This window comes from Janibacter terrae (genome assembly GCF_039636765.1).
Lineage (GTDB): Bacteria > Actinomycetota > Actinomycetes > Actinomycetales > Dermatophilaceae > Janibacter > Janibacter terrae.
Window position 1 is genome coordinate 191,929 of record NZ_CP144167.1, and the last position, 14,583, is coordinate 206,511.

General features: G+C 73.3%; 15 protein-coding genes. 4 read left to right on the plus strand and 11 right to left on the minus strand.

All coding sequences use genetic code 11. The features are described 5' to 3' along the window. Positions 1–70: 70 nt before the first annotated feature. Complete coding sequence (locus tag V3C34_RS00985) at positions 71–1,342, plus strand: DUF2786 domain-containing protein (RefSeq protein WP_346007810.1); 1,272 nt, start codon at positions 71–73, stop codon at positions 1,340–1,342. Positions 1,343–1,367: 25 nt separating this feature from the next. Here V3C34_RS00985 and V3C34_RS00990 read toward each other — a convergent pair whose 3' ends face one another. The 3 genes from V3C34_RS00990 to V3C34_RS01000 are packed head-to-tail and all read right to left on the minus strand — an operon-like array spanning position 1,368 to position 3,135. Beyond that, on the minus strand, positions 1,368–1,958 hold the full coding sequence (locus tag V3C34_RS00990) for a GNAT family protein (protein WP_346007811.1): 591 nt from the start codon (positions 1,956–1,958) through the stop codon (positions 1,368–1,370). Beyond that, a complete protein-coding gene (locus tag V3C34_RS00995) occupies positions 1,951–2,358 on the minus strand; it encodes a DUF1801 domain-containing protein (RefSeq protein WP_346007812.1) in 408 nt (135 codons plus the stop codon). Before V3C34_RS00995 ends, V3C34_RS00990 begins: the two co-directional genes overlap by 8 nt. Before the next feature lie 42 nt (positions 2,359–2,400). Next, positions 2,401–3,135 carry an N-acetyltransferase gene (locus V3C34_RS01000; RefSeq protein ID WP_338539249.1) on the minus strand — a complete coding sequence of 245 codons (735 nt, stop codon included), beginning with the start codon at positions 3,133–3,135 and terminating at the stop codon, positions 2,401–2,403. A 63-nt stretch (positions 3,136–3,198) separates the two neighbouring features. Here V3C34_RS01000 and V3C34_RS01005 point away from each other — a divergent pair, with 63 nt between their 5' ends. Beyond that, a complete protein-coding gene (locus V3C34_RS01005; protein ID WP_068426605.1) occupies positions 3,199–5,304 on the plus strand; it encodes an NAD(+) synthase in 2,106 nt (701 codons plus the stop codon). Between the two features lie 33 nt (positions 5,305–5,337). Here the strand turns inward: V3C34_RS01005 and V3C34_RS01010 are convergent, their stop codons facing one another. The 8 genes from V3C34_RS01010 to V3C34_RS01045 form a co-directional block, all read right to left on the minus strand. After that, positions 5,338–5,628: a hypothetical protein gene (locus tag V3C34_RS01010; protein ID WP_170307662.1), complete on the minus strand. Its 291-nt coding sequence runs from the start codon at positions 5,626–5,628 to the stop codon at positions 5,338–5,340. Positions 5,629–5,677: 49 nt separating this feature from the next. Beyond that, positions 5,678–7,261, minus strand: coding sequence for an acyl-CoA synthetase (locus tag V3C34_RS01015; RefSeq protein WP_346007813.1), 1,584 nt, complete (start codon positions 7,259–7,261; stop codon positions 5,678–5,680). After that, positions 7,258–8,613, minus strand: a complete 1,356-nt coding sequence (locus V3C34_RS01020) for an aspartate aminotransferase family protein (RefSeq protein WP_346007814.1) — start codon at positions 8,611–8,613, stop codon at positions 7,258–7,260. Before V3C34_RS01020 ends, V3C34_RS01015 begins: the two co-directional genes overlap by 4 nt. Beyond that, complete coding sequence (locus V3C34_RS01025) at positions 8,613–9,443, minus strand: aldo/keto reductase (protein ID WP_346007815.1); 831 nt, start codon at positions 9,441–9,443, stop codon at positions 8,613–8,615. The genes V3C34_RS01020 and V3C34_RS01025 overlap by 1 nt, the downstream gene beginning before the upstream one ends. Before the next feature lie 70 nt (positions 9,444–9,513). After that, on the minus strand, positions 9,514–10,515 hold the full coding sequence (locus V3C34_RS01030) for a nitronate monooxygenase (protein ID WP_346007816.1): 1,002 nt from the start codon (positions 10,513–10,515) through the stop codon (positions 9,514–9,516). A 30-nt stretch (positions 10,516–10,545) separates the two neighbouring features. After that, positions 10,546–11,400, minus strand: a complete 855-nt coding sequence (locus tag V3C34_RS01035; RefSeq protein WP_346007817.1) for an SDR family NAD(P)-dependent oxidoreductase — start codon at positions 11,398–11,400, stop codon at positions 10,546–10,548. Beyond that, positions 11,397–13,013 (minus strand): NAD(P)/FAD-dependent oxidoreductase, encoded by a 1,617-nt coding sequence (locus tag V3C34_RS01040; RefSeq protein WP_346007818.1) that lies wholly within the window; start codon positions 13,011–13,013, stop codon positions 11,397–11,399. Before V3C34_RS01040 ends, V3C34_RS01035 begins: the two co-directional genes overlap by 4 nt. Before the next feature lie 75 nt (positions 13,014–13,088). After that, positions 13,089–13,745 carry a helix-turn-helix transcriptional regulator gene (locus V3C34_RS01045; RefSeq protein ID WP_068328352.1) on the minus strand — a complete coding sequence of 219 codons (657 nt, stop codon included), beginning with the start codon at positions 13,743–13,745 and terminating at the stop codon, positions 13,089–13,091. 68 nt (positions 13,746–13,813) lie between these two features. Between V3C34_RS01045 and V3C34_RS01050 the strand changes: the two genes are divergently transcribed. Further along, the gene (locus tag V3C34_RS01050; RefSeq protein ID WP_068328347.1) at positions 13,814–14,074 is read left to right on the plus strand and encodes a DUF2249 domain-containing protein; all 261 of its coding nucleotides are present in this window, start codon (positions 13,814–13,816) and stop codon (positions 14,072–14,074) included. 4 nt (positions 14,075–14,078) lie between these two features. Continuing rightward, positions 14,079–14,540, plus strand: a complete 462-nt coding sequence (locus tag V3C34_RS01055) for a hemerythrin domain-containing protein (protein WP_068426620.1) — start codon at positions 14,079–14,081, stop codon at positions 14,538–14,540. Positions 14,541–14,583: the final 43 nt, after the last annotated feature.

A 14,583-nucleotide genomic window follows, 5' to 3' on the forward strand; every position in this document is an offset into this window, starting at 1 on the left:
ACAGGGGTCGGAGCGGGCGGCAGGCCGTGCGTGCCAAGGTGTCCACACGACCACGACGAAGGGGGATGACGTGACGGCTTTCGGGATCGGCCGCGACCGCGAGGCGGACATCGCGGAGATGGCCGACCGGGTCATGCAGGGGGCGAGCGCGTGGTCCAACCGGCGCACGCGGACGGCCGAGCGGTCCATCGCGCAGCTCGTCGACGACACCCGCACGCGGTACGACCGGGAGTGCGCGGGGTGGGCGATCCTGAGCATCCTCGCCGAGCGGGTCGGCCTGGCCTTCGAGCGCGGCTGGCAGCCCGTCGACCTGCACCGCCACGTCACCCGCTCCACCAAGGCGCCGGCCGCGTCCCTGCTCGGCGACGCGATGGCGTACCACCTTCGCCCCTACGCCCGGGCCACGGTCGACCCCGACTGGTGGACCCAGATGGAGGCGATCGGGGCGAGCGTCTGGTGGCCGGACCACGAGAGCTACCCGGCGGCGCGCGGTGCCCGCGACTCCTGGCCCGAGGTGGTCCGGGGCGCGGTCGAGCTCATCGCGGCGATCTGGGGTGTGCCCCGGATCGAGCAGATCGGCCCGCTCCCGGGACAGGCCCACCCCTCCTCCCGTCGGCCCTCCTCGCACGTCGACGCACGCGTCCTCGAGCGGGTGCGGGCCCTGCTCGCCAAGGCGGAGTCGACGACCTTCGAGGCGGAGGCGGAGACCTTCACCGCGGGCGCCCAGGCGCTCATGGCCCGCCACAGCATCGACGCGGCCCTGCTCGCGGCGAGCACGCCCACGTCCGACGCCCCGGGCCTGCGACGGGTCGGGATCGAGGGGCCCTACGAGTCCCCCAAGGTCTCGCTCCTCTCCGGCATCGCCGCCGCCAACGCCGCCCGCGCCGTGTGGACCAAGGACCTCGGGTTCGTCACCCTCATCGGGCACCAGGACGACCTCGACGCGGTCGAGACGCTCTTCACCTCGCTGCTCGTGCAGGCGACCACGGCGATGGCCCAGCACGGTCAGCGCACCGACGAGCGCGGCCGCTCCCGGACGGCTGCCTTCCGTCGGTCCTTCCTCGTCGCCTTCGCCCACCGCATCGGTGAGCGGCTGCGGGAGGTCGTGGACGCCGAGGTCGCCACGGCCGTCGGCGAACGCCACGGGTCGACGGGCACGGACCTCGTGCCGCTGCTCGAGCAGCGCAGGGAGGCCGTCGACGACGCCGTCGACGAGCACTTCCCGTACCTGCGCGCCGCGCGCTCCACGACGGTCAGCGACGGCGAAGGGTGGTTCTCCGGCCAGGCGGCAGCCGACCGGGCGTCGTTGAGCGGGGGCGGTGCCGTGGAGGGACGGCACTGACCACGGTCGAGGTATTGGCGACCGCCTATCCGGTCCGCGGCCCTTCGACCCCTGATACCTCGACCCACTCCTCGCGGAGGATCCCGTAGGTGTAGCCGTCGAGCCAGCCGAGCTCGGCGTGCCACGAGTCCTTGACCCCGTGCTGCTCACGCCGCATGCCGATCCGCTCCATGACCCGCCACGAAGGGGTGTTGTCGGCGAAGCAGCCCGCCGTCACCCGGTGCAGGCCGAGGTCGTCGAAGGCGATCGACAGCAGGGCGCGGGCGAGGTGCGTCCCGTGGCCGCGGCCGGCGTGGGCCGGGTCGATCGTGTAGCCGATGCTGCCCTGGGCCCGTCGCCAGATCGGCTCGCCGGCGTGCACCTGACCCATCGCGTCCGCGATGTCGAGCGAACCCGTACCCACGAGCTGCCCGTCGACGTGCGCCGCGACCCCGATGCTGTCCGGGTCCTCGGCGAGCCAGCTGCGGGCGTACGTCACCGGATCGACGGTGGTGAGCAGGAGCCAGCGCGTCACCTCGGGGCTGTTGCGCCACGTGAGCGCCTGCTCGATGTCCTCGGCCGTCGGAGGGCGAAGGGAGAGCGGCCCGGCCTGTCGGGGCCACGCCAGCTCAGGCACCAGCGCCCCAGGACCGCTCGACGAGCTCGCGCAGCACGGACTCGTCGACGTCCGACATCTGCTTGACGTAGAGGCAGCCCTTGCCGGTCGTGTGCGTGCCGAGGCGCTCGAGCAGGTCCTCGTTGGACCCGTAGAAGGTCAACCCGTAGAAGGTCAGCGCCGCCTTGCGCGGGGCGAGCCCGACCCTGAACCACTCGCGCTCCTTGCCGTCGGCCGTCGTGTACGGCTGGGTGCCGAAGCCGATCATCGACGGTCCCCAGACGACCGGCTCCACGCCGGTCACCTCGCGCACGAGCGCGATCGCGCGCTCGGCGTCAGCCCGGCGCCGCTCGTCCTCGACCGCCGCGATGAGCTCGTCGGCAGAGGCATCGGTCGGCTTGGTCTTGCGGTCGTCGGCCATGGGACGAGGGTAGGGCCGTGAGGAGACACCGCGTGCCGCCGGTCAGCGCAGGTCGTGGTGGACCCAGACGTTCGGCTCGACGTACACCGCGTGGTCGTTGGCGACGTCGACGTGCACCGGGGCGAGACCCCCTTCGACATCGACGCGACCATCCGCATCGAAGGGCAGGCCGGTCCACTCACGCCACTGCTGCAGCGTCCCCGGGATCGTCATCGACAGCGGCGCGACCTGCACGATCCGGCCACCGAGCCGGACGTGAGCACGCAGCCACGGGTCGACCGGGAGCCCGTCCTCGCGCACCCGCCGCGCGTACTCGTCCGCGCCGGTGCGCGGCTCGAGCCACTTGCGGGTCGGCCGCACCGGGCCGAAGAGGTCCCGACAGCCCAGCGCCGCGTACCGCCGGCGCGCCTCCGCGAGCAGCGCACCGCTCAGGCCCTCGCCTCGCCGGCCCACCGCCACCCGCGCCTCGATGAGGCTGACGGTCGAGAGGTCAGGGGTCGCCTCCTTCGCCACCATCCACTCCGCCCGCTGGAGCGCGTGGTCCCACCCGCGGGGAGGGAGGGAGTGGACGTCCGCCTCGAACGGGACGGCGTGCAGCCGCGCGACCGCCACGTCACCGTCCATGACGACGAGGTGCAGCTGCGGGAAGCCGTCGACCACCGCCTCGTAGGCGCGGTCCGACGTCGGGTCCTGGAGCATGAAGGTCGGCCAGTCGTCGTCGATCGACCAGAAGGCGTCGACGAGGTCCGGGCGCTCGGCGAGGGAATGGGTCCGCATCAGGCCATCCAAGACGAAGGGGGAGGAAGGGGCCACTGGGTTTTCGCTGGGTAGGGTCGGCCCATGACGGATCGCGACTTCCGCAACCTCTACCGCCACGGCTTCGCGCGGGTCGCCGCGTGCACGCTCCCGGTGACGATGGCCGACCCGCACGCCAACGCGGAGGCGGTCCTGACGCGGGTGCGCCACCTCCACGAGCGCGGCACGGCGGTCGCGCTCTTCCCGGAGCTGGGCCTCACCGGGTACGCCGTCGACGACCTCTTCCTGCAGGACGTGCTCCTGCGCGACGTCGAGGCCGCCCTCGTCCACCTCGCCGAGCAGACCGCCGACCTGATGCCGCTCGTCGTCGTGGGCGCCCCCCTTCGCCACCGCAACCGTCTGTACAACTGCGCGGTCCTCATCCACCGCGGCGAGGTCGTCGGCATCGCGCCCAAGGCCTACCTGCCCAACTACCGTGAGTTCTACGAGAAGCGGCACTTCGCGGCCGGGGCCGGCATCGTCGACGAGTGGTTCCGGCCGACCTTCGCCACCGGTGATGCTGCAGAGGTGCTCGACGGCGTCCCCTTCGGCACCGACGTCCTCGTCCACGTCGACGACGTGCCGGGGCTTGTCGTCCACGCCGAGGTCTGCGAGGACATGTGGGTCCCGGTCCCGCCGAGCCACGCGGCGGCCCTCGCCGGTGCGACCGTCCTGCTCAACCTCTCCGCCTCCCCCATCACCGTCGCGCGCGCCGATGACCGGCACCTGCTCGCCCGGTCCGCGTCGATGCGCTGCAACGCGGCCTACCTCTACGCGGCGGCCAGCGAGGGCGAGTCGAGTACGGACCTCTCCTGGGACGGCCAGACCATGGTCTACGAAGGGGGAGACCTCCTCGGCGAGTCCGAGCGCTTCCCCGCTGGTCCCCGCGAGACCCTCGTCGACGTCGACGTCGACCGGCTGCGGCAGGAGCGCATGCGCCAGGGCAGCTTCGACGACAACGCGGTCGGCATCGGTGTCGACGTCGCGCCCTTCCGCGAGGTCCACATCGAGATCGACCCACCGACCGGCGACCTCGGCCTGCTCCGCGCGCTCGACCGCTTCCCCTTCGTCCCCGACGACGAGGCCCGGCTGGCCCAGGACTGCTACGAGGCCTACAACATCCAGGTGTCCGCCCTCGAGCAGCGGCTGCGCGCCATCGGCGGCCCCGACTGGGAGCCGAAGATCGTCGTCGGCGTGAGCGGCGGGCTCGACTCCACCCACGCCCTGCTCGTCGCGGCCAAGGCGATGGACCGGCTCGAGCGCCCGCGCACCGACATCATCGGCATCACGATGCCGGGCTTCGCGACGAGCGACCGCACCAAGACCAATGCCGTCGCGCTCATGGAGTCGCTCGGCATCACGTGGGAGGAGCTCGACATCCGGCCCACGGCCACCCAGATGCTGCGCGGCCTCGGCCACCCCTACGGGCTCGACCCCGAGGCGGACCACCCGGACGGGGTCTACGACGTCACCTTCGAGAACGTGCAGGCCGGGCTGCGCACGGACTACCTCTTCCGCATCGCCAACCAGCGCGGGGGGATCGTGCTGGGCACCGGCGACCTGTCCGAGCTGGCCCTCGGCTGGTGCACGTACGGCGTCGGCGACCAGATGAGCCACTACGGGGTCAACGCGGGCGTGCCCAAGACGCTCATGCAGCACCTCGTGCACTGGGTGGCCGACTCCGGCCAGCTGCCCGAGGTCTCGCAGACGCTGCTGTCGGTGCTCGGCACCGAGATCTCCCCCGAGCTCGTCCCGAGCAAGGACGCGGACCGGCCGCAGTCGACCCAGGACAGGATCGGGCCGTACGCGCTGCAGGACTTCACCCTCTTCCACGTGCTGCGCCGTGGGGACCGGCCGAGCAAGATCGCCTTCCTCGCGGAGCAGGCGTGGTCCGACGCGTCGCGCGGCACCTGGCCGAGCTCGGTCGCCGAGGAGGATCGCGGCGCCTACGACCTGGCCGAGATCAGGAAGTGGCTGCTCGTCTTCGTCCGGCGGTTCTTCGACAACCAGTTCAAGCGCTCGGCGCTGCCCAACGGGCCCAAGGTGCTGCCGGGCGGCACATTGTCACCGCGGGGTGACTGGCGGATGCCGAGCGACGTCGCCGGCACCCGCTGGGTCGCGGACATCGAGAACAACGTCCCGACGCAGTGACGAAGGGGGGCACTCCCCCCCTTCGTCACGGGGTCACTTGATGCCGATCGAGGGGCTGTCGGTCGCCGTGTCGCCCTCGGCGTAGGTGTAGCTGCCCATGCCCATCTTGCTCATGACGACGCCGACGACGATCGTCACGACGGTCAGGATGACGGCGAGGATGCCGAGCATCGGGCTCAGTGCGATGACGGCCCACGTGCCGACGGCGGCGGCGATGACACCGAGGACGAGGACTGCGTACCACGCGGCGTTCTGCGCGTGGCCCAGGTCCTCGACGGCGTGCGGCCCGGTCGGCGGGTGGGACAGGCGAGGGTGCTTGCTCATGGCGCCCATCATCCCATGAGGCGACGCCTCGTGGACAAGGCCTCTGCCCTCACGTCCGCGGGCCTGCGAGATCGCGCAGGTCACGCCGCACGACCTTGCCGTTGGCGGTCCGTGGCAGCGCCTCCAGCACGCGCACCTCGCGGGGCCGCTTGTAGGGGGCGAGCCGCTCGGCCGCGCGGTCGAGCACGCCCTGCCGCAGCGACCGCGGGTCGGTACCGGCCGTCGGCACGACCCACGCGCAGACCAGGCTGACCCCGTCACCGACGGCGAGCGCCGACACGGCGACCTCGGCGACGCCCGGCGTGCCCGCGAGCGCCTCCTCGACCTCGGCCGGGGAGACGCGGTAGCCCATCGCGTTCATGACGTCGTCGGAGCGACCGTGGTAGGTCAGGTACCCGTCCTCGTCGAGCTCGGCGAGGTCACCGGTGACGAACCACTCCCCCCGCAGCACCTCGGCCGTCTCCTCGGGCCGCTGCCAGTAGCCGAGCATCAGGCCCGGGTCGGAGCGGTGGACCGCGAGGCGCCCGATCTCGCCGGGAGGCAGGGGCATCGGGGCCTCGAGCCGCTCGGGGTCGAGGACGGCGACCCGGCGGCCGGGCTGGGCGCGCCCCGGGCTGCCGGGGCGCACCGGCACGTCAGGCCCGGTGGAGACGAAGGTCGAGATCTCGCTCATCCCGAGCGACTCGTGCAGCGGCACCCCGGTCGCCCGCGTCCACTCCCGCCACAGGGACGAAGGGAGCGCCTCGCCTGCCACGAGCGCGGCCCGCAGGGAGCGCAGGTCCCACGCCGCCGGGTCCCCGTGGCGCAGCAGGTGGCGGTAGACCCCCGGGACAGCCGCGACGTGGGTCGCGCGGTGGGAGGCGATGATCCACGGCCAGACCAGGCCGTCCCGCGGACCGTCGTGGACGATCGCGGTCGCGGCACTGGCCCACGGGTCGGTGAGCCCGACGCCGAGCGTGTACGTCCAGTTGAGGGCACCGGCGTGGAGCATGACGTCGCCCTCCTCGAGCCCGTACCAGCCGCGGTACATCGGCCGCCGGCCCCAGGCGCTGCGGTGGGCGTGGGTCACCCCCTTCGGCCTGCCGGTCGTGCCGGAGGTGTACGTGATGAAGGCCGGCCGGTCCGGGTCGCCGAGGTCGTGCTCGGCGCGCTCGCCGCCCGCGACCCAGGTCGCGATGTCGTCGGCCGTGACGACCGGGACGCCCTGCGGGACCACGAGATCGAGGTCGGGGTCGAGCGCGACGGCGGAGGCCCCGCAGTCCCGGAGCAGGAGCCCGGCCTCGTCCGCGGTGAGCTGCGAGCTCGTCGGGACCGCGACGAGTCCCGCCGCGATCGCCCCGAAGAAGACGAAGGGGAACTCCGCCCGGTTGCCCATGCGCAGCAGCACGCGGTCACCCGGGTGCAGCCCGAGCCGGAGCAGCCCGGCGGCCACGGCACGCACGCTGTCGTCGACCTGCCCGAAGGTCCACCGCGAGTCGTCGCCGTCGCCGTGCACGACGACGAGCGCGTCCCGGTCCGGAGCCCGCCCCGCAGGGTCGGCGACGCAGTAGACGGACATGCCGAAGGGGGACGGGACCGCCTCGCCCGGGACCGGCCGGACCGGCCAGCGGGCCGCCCCCTCGCCGGCCGTCACGCGGTGTGGCCGTCGGCGACCGACAGCGCCTCGTCGAGGATCGCCAGGCCCTCACGGACCTCGTCGGCGCTCGTCGTGCACGGCGGCACGACGTGGACCCGGTTGCCGGCGACCATCGGCCACAGCCCGGCCTCCTTGCACGCCGCCGCGACCTCACCCATCGGCGCGGACGCCTCGCCCGAGGCGTTGAAGGGCACGAGCGGCTCACGGGTCTCCCGGTCGCGCACGAGCTCGACCGCCCAGAGGACGCCGAGGCCACGCACGTCACCGACGCTCGGGTGCCGCCCGGCGATCTCGCGCAGGCCGGGGCCGATGACGTCCTCGCCGAGCGCGCGGGCGTGCTCGACGATCCCGTCCCGCTCGAAGATCCGCATCGACGCCACCGCGGACGCGCAGGCGAGCGGGTGTCCCTGGTAGGTCAGGCCGCCCGGGTACGGGCGCTGCCCGAAGGTCTCCCGGATCGGCGCGTCGACGATGACCCCGCCGAGCGGGACGTAGCCGGAGTTGACCCCCTTCGCGAAGGTGATGAGGTCGGGCGTGACGCCCCACCGGTCCACGGCGAACCACTCGCCGGCGCGGCCGAAGCCGGCCATCACCTCGTCGGCCACCATGACGATGCCGTGCTCGTCGCAGATCTCGCGGACACCGGCCAGGTAGCCGTCCGGCGGGACGAGCACGCCGTTGGTGCCGACGACCGTCTCCAGGACGATCGCGGCGACGTGCTGGGGACCCTCGACGGCGATCGTCTGCCGCAGGTGCTCCAGCGCGCGCTCGCACTCCTGCTCGTCGCTGTCGGAGTGGAAGGGCGAGCGGTACGGGTACGGGCCCCAGAAGTGGACGACGCCGGTGAACGACGGCTCGCTCCCCCACCGCCGAGGTTCACCCGTGAGGGCCATCGCCCCGGACGTGCCGCCGTGGTAGCTGCGGTAGGCCGCGAGGACCTTGTGCCGCCCCGTGTGCAGGCGCGCCATCCGGATCGCGTGCTCGTTGGCGTCGGCGCCACCATTGGTGAAGAAGACCGAGTCGAGGTCGCCGGGGGCCCTGGCGGCGATCATCGCCGCGGCCTGCGAGCGCGCCTCGACGGCGAACCCCGGCGCCATCGTCGCCATCCGCCCGGCGGCCTCGGCGATGGCCGCGACGAGCTCCGGGTGCTGGTGCCCGATGTTGACGTTGACGAGCTGGCTGGCGAAGTCGAGGTAGCTGCGGCCCTCGTGGTCGGTGAAGCGCGACCCCTGCGCCGACGCGACGCCCGGCGGGTCGATGAGGTCCTGGGCCGACCAGGAGTGGAAGACGTGCGCCCGGTCGAGCCGGCGCACCTCGTCCATGTCGAGCGAGGGCAGCAGCTCCGCCATCACATCTCCTCGTGGGTCTCGGGATCGGCGCCGAAGAGGCGCCCGTCGGGCCGGCCGAGCGCGGTGATCGCCTCGGTCTCGGCGTCGGAGAGGTCGAAGCCGAGCACCTCGAGGTTGGTGCGCTGGCGCTCGGGGTCCGCGGACTTCGGCAGCGGGAGGGAGCCGAGGTGCAGGTGCCAGCGCAGGACGACCTGGGCCGGCGTGACGCCGTGGGCCTCGGCGGCGGCCATGACGGGCGCCGCGTCGAGGAGCTCGCCGCGGCCGATCGGGCTCCACGCCTGGGTGACGATGCCGCGTGCGGCGTCGGCGGCGCGCTGCTCCACCTGCGGGAAGGCCGGGTGCATCTCGATCTGGTTGGACGCCGGCGTCACGCCCGTGGCCTCGATGATCTCGTCGAGGAACCGCGGCGTGAAGTTGCTGACGCCGATGGACCGGACGAGCCCGGCCTCCTTGGCCGCGACGAGCCCCTCCCACGCGCGGACGTAGGACTCCTGCGAGGGGTTGGGCCAGTGGACGAGCACGCTGTCGAGGTACTCGAGGCCCATGACCTGCAGCGAGGTCTCGATGCAGCCCTTGGCGCCGCGGTGGTCGCGACCGGGCACCTTGCTCTGGATGAAGACGTCACCGCGATCCAGGCCGCTGGCGCGCACGGCCTCCGCGACCTCGCGCTCGTTGCGGTAGTTCACCGCGGTGTCGATGAGGCGGTAACCGACCTCGAGCGCGGAGACCATGGCGCGCACGCCGTCGTCACCGCGGAGCGGGTAGGTGCCGAAGCCGAGGACGGGGACGGAGACGCCGTCCCCCAGGACGCGTGTGGGGAGCTCAACCATGGACCCACGCTAACCAGCCGCGAGTCGCGGTGCGAGCCCCGGTCGGGGTCGGGCAGGAGGGCCCGCCGGCTCACTCCCCGAGCACGGCGAGGAGCTCCCCCTTCGCCTGCGTGTACTCGGCCTCGAGCTGGTCGACGAGGTCGGCCACCGGCAGGACGTCCTCGATGCCCGCGACGGAGTGCCCCGCGCTCCACACGTCGCGCCACGCCTTGGGCGCGATCGTCGACGAGGTGCTGCGCGGTTCCTCCTCGGTGTGCGGGTTGGTCACGTGGGAGACGTCGATGCGCTCCGGCGCGGGCAGGTCGTCGGGGTCGAGGCCGGCCCCGATGATGCTGCGGCGCAGGAAGTTGGCCGGGATCGTGCTGATCGACGGGGTGTAGACGATCTCCTCGGCGCCCGAGTCGACGAGCATCCGGCGGTACTCCTCGGACACGGCCGACTCCTGCGTCGCGAGGAACCGCGTGCCCATGTACGCCAGGTCGGCACCGGCGGCCTGCGCCGCGAGGACGTCGCGGCCGGAGCTCAGGGCGCCGCCGAGGATGAGCGGCCCGTCCCACACCCGACGCACCTCGGCGATGAGGGCGAAGGGGTTGAGCCCGCCCGAGTGGCCACCGGAGCCCGCCGAGACGAGGATCAGCCCGTCGACGCCGGCCTGCGCCGCCTTGACGGCGAAGGGAGCGTTGACGACGTCGTGGAAGACGAGACCGCCGTAGGAGTGGACCGCGTCGACGACGTCCTTGGCTGCGCCGAGACTGGTGATGACGAGCGGCACCCGGTGCTCGACGATCTTGTCGAGGTCGGCCTCGATGCGCTTGTTGGTGCGGTGCACGACGAAGTTCACCCCGTACGGCGCGGGCTCGCGGCCGGTGTCCGTCGGCTCGGCGAGCGCGCTCTCGATCTGCGTCAACCAGCCGTCGAACTCCTCCGTCGTGCGCAGGTTGAGCGCGGGGAAGGTCCCGATGACACCCGCGCGGCAGGTGCCGATGACGAGGTCGAGGCCGGAGCCGAGGAACATCGGCGCGGCGATGATGGGCAGGCGCAGTCGGCCCTGGAGCTGGGGGGGCATCGTCATGACCCCCATCCAAACAGACCCGCGCCGCGGTTACCGGGCGCGCCTCGTGGCGAGGGCCATCCCGCGGCCCATCAGCGACCAGTACCGCGCGGGGACGGCGCGTGCGATCTTGTCGAGCGCCTTGGCGTCGTTGCCGATGAGCAGCCGGCCCTGCCGCGCGATCGCGGCCTCGATGATGGCCTCGGCGGCCCGGTCCGCGGGGTGGCTGAGCATCTTGTCGAAGGCCCTGCGGTAGGTCTCGGCCTCCCCCGGGTCGACGCCCTCGGCGACCCGCGCGTTGACCGCGATGTTCGTCCTGATGCCGCCGGGGTGCACGACGGTGACGCCGACCGGCTGGTCCTCCTCGTCGAGCTCGCTGCGCAGCGACTCGGAGAACCCGCGCAGGCCGAACTTGCTCGTGCAGTAGGCGCTCTGGCCGGGTGGCCCGATCAGCCCGAAGAGGCTCGAGGTGTTGACGACCTGCCCCTGGCCGTTGCCGAGCATCACCGGCAGCAGCGCCCGGGTGAGGCGGATCGGCGCGAGCAGGTTGATCTCGAGCAGCCAGTCGAAGTCCGCGGCGCTCACCTGCGTGAAGCGGCCGCCGACGGCGACGCCCGCGTTGTTGAAGAGCATCGTCACGGCCGGGTGCTCGGTGCGGATCCGCTCGATGACGGCGTCCGTGGCGGCGCGGTCGGCGAGATCGACGACGAAGGGGGTGACCCCCGCTCCCGGGGTCTCCCGCCCGATCTCGGCGGCGACGCGGTCCAGGCCCTCCGCGTCCCGGTCGAGGATGACGAGGTCCGCGCCGCGGCGGGCCAGGCCCTTGGCGAGGTGCTCGCCCATCCCACCGGCCGCGCCGGTGACGACGGCGGTGCCGCCGGCGACGACGAGCTCGGGCCGCTTCATCGCAGCACCTCGAGGGTCTCGTCGCGCACGTCGCCCGGGGAGCCGTCGACATTGCTCGACGTCCCGGGCAGCGGCAGGACGGCCGGCGCCGCCGCACCCCGCGGGAGGTGGGCCCCCTTCGCCCCGACGGGCACGAAGTGCATGTCCGCGGTCACATCGGCGCGGCCGAAGGCGATCTTGTCCTTGAGGTAGCTCTGCGGCATCGTCCACGGCGCCCGGTCGCCGACCTTGGGGAAGGCGGAGACGACGCGCTGGACGTACCCCGCGGTGAGGTCGAGGATCGGCCCGGCGGTCATGCCGTCGGGAGCGACGGGGACGGCGACGCCGAGCCCGCGGTCGCGCATGTGGGCGATGAGCGAGGCGACGTACCGGCTCACCAGGTCGGCGCGCAGGGTCCACGAGGCGTTGACGTAGCCGACGGTCATCGTCACGTTGGGCACGCCGGCGAGCATGAGGCCGCGGTAGGCGTAGGCCCGCTCCATCGCGACCGGCTCGCCGTCGACGGTGAACCGGATGCCGCCGAGCAGCTTGAGCAGCAGGCCGGTGGCCGTCACGACGATGTCGGCCTCGACGACGCGCCCGTCGGTCAAGCGCACGCCCTCGGGGACGAAGCGGTCGATGTGCCCGGTGACGACGTCCGCGCGACCGCTGCGGATCGAGGCGTAGAGGTCGCCGTCGGGGACGGCGCATAGGCGCTGGTCCCACACGTCGTACGGCGGGGTGAAGTGCTCGTCGACGACGTCCTGCGGCAGCTGCCGCCGCAGCTGCCCGAGGACGAGCTTGTTGGCGGCCGCCGGCCGGCGCCGGGAGAGCCCGTAGAGGAAGTACTGCATACCGAGGTTCTTGACGCGGGCCACGGCCTGGACCGCGCCGGGGCCGAGCCGGGTGCGCAGCGCCTGGACGAAGGGGTCGACCCCCGGCACCTCGAAGACATAGCTCGGGGTGCGCTGCAGCATCGTCACGTGCGCGGCGGTCCGCGCCATCGCGGGGACGACGGTGACGGCGGTGGCGCCCGAGCCGATGACGACGACGCGCTGGCCGGCGTGGTCGAGGCCCTCGGGCCAGAACTGCGGGTGGACGACGGTCCCGGCGAAGTCCTCGACGCCCGCGAAGCCCGCGTCGTGCGCCCGCTGGTAGTCGTAGTAGCCGCTGCCGAGGTGGATGAACCCGGCCCGCACCTGCCGGTGGCCGGCCGGGGTCTCGACGTCGACCACCCACTCCTGGGCGTCGGTCGACCAGCTCGCGGCGACGACGCGGTGCCCGGTGCGGACCAGGGCGTCGAGGCCACAGGCGCGAGCGGTGTCGCGGAGGTAGTCGAGGATGTCGCCGCCGTCGGCGATCGCCCTGCGGCCCTGCCATGGACGGAAGGGGAAGGACAGGGTGAACATGTCGGAGTCCGAGCGGACCCCCGGGTAGCGGAAGAGGTCCCACGTGCCGCCGGTGGCCTCGCGGGCCTCGAGGATCGCCATGGTGGCGTCGGGGTTGGCCTCGCGGATCCGGTGGGCGGCGCCGATGCCCGACAGGCCGGCGCCGACGACGAGGACGTCGACGCGCTCCGGCAGCTCGCTGGGGGCGGGGCCCGGCTCGGCGCGGTCCTCGGGTGCAGCAGTCATCGGCGACCTTCCGTCACGGCGTTGTTCCTCACGGGTAACCTACGCCAGTCCCGGCGCGGACGCACCGCCGCGACGCTACGCCCGGGGCGTCCGCAGGTGACAGGCCCCCGGCTCGGCGAAGGGGGTGAGCTGCGGCTCGGGGTCGCCCTCGCGCCGGTCGACGATGCCGTCGACGAGGCCGAGGTGCACCTGGCAGATGACGTCCGGGTTGGCGACGGCCAGGTCGAGCAGGGGGCAGGTGGTGAGCCTCACGAGGTCGCCGTCCCGCTCCGGCCCGAAGCCGAGGTCGCTCAGGGCGGTGTCGAGGTCGGGGCGCGGTCCCTCCTGCGCAGCCCCGGTGGCGAGGTGCTCACCCCAGGCGCGCCCGATCCGGCGGGCCCGAGCCCGCACCCGGGGGCCGCCACCGCTCGCGACGAGATCGGCAGCGAACGCGCCGGCGAGGGCGCGGTACTCGCCGGCACGACCACCCGGCCGTGGGCGGGCTGAGTACAGGAGCGCCGGTCGGCCGCGCCCTCGGGCCGGGGCGGGCACCGCCTCGATGAGCTCCCGCTCGAGCAGCGTCGCGAGGTGCCCACGGATGGTGTTGTCGTGGGAGCCCACGGCAGCGGCGATCTCGCCGATGCGCAGCGGCCCGTCACCGCCGCGCAGCGCCTCGAGCACCCGGGCGGCGGCACCGAGGTCGTCGGGGTCGGCCCGGGGCGTCGGGCGCGGCCCGAGCGAGTTGTTATTCACGGAATCCAATGTAGTAAATTGGCAAGGCGCGGACAACAGCACCGCGGCCACCCTCGAAGGGACACACCATGACCGAGACCCACCTCCCCCTGGCCGAGGACATCCCGGCCCTCGACGTGCGCCCGATCCCGCGCTCGATCCGGCACGCCACGGTCATCGGCGCCCTGTCGGCGATCCGCCCGGGAGGCGCCCTCGACCTCGTCGCCCCGCACGACCCGCAGCCCCTGCTGCGCCAGGTCGAGGGTCTCGAGCCGGGCGTCTGGTCGGTCGAGTACCTCGTGCCGGGTCCCGACGCCTGGACCCTGCGCCTCACCCGCGCCGCGTCCTGACGTCATGTGCTCCTACTGCGGCTGCCAGTCGATCGACATGATCGGGCGCTTCACCGCCGAGCACGAGGAGCTCATCAACGCGACCGGTCTGCTGCGGCGGGCAGCGGCCGCGGGCGACACCGCCGAGGTCGTCGAGCTCGTCGACGAGGTCGCGGCCATGCTCGCGCCGCACACGGGCGCTGAGGAGGCCGGTCTGTTCACCGTGCTGCGGCGCGACGAGGACTTCACCGGGTACATCGACGCCCTGTGCAGCGAGCACGTCGGCCTCGACGGGCTGCTGGCCCGGGTCCGGGCCGGTGACCTCGCTGCCGCCGACCGCTTCTACACCGAGCTGCGCTCGCACATCGAGCGCGAGGAGGACGGTCTCTTCCCCGCCTCGCTCACGACCCTCCGCGGTGACGACTGGGACGAGGTCGACGCCCTCACGGCCGCGGCCGCGCCGACATCTCCCCTCGCAGCGCGGTGACGGGCCGACCGGCCACCCCGCCCCGAGGCCAGGGCGGGGTCTG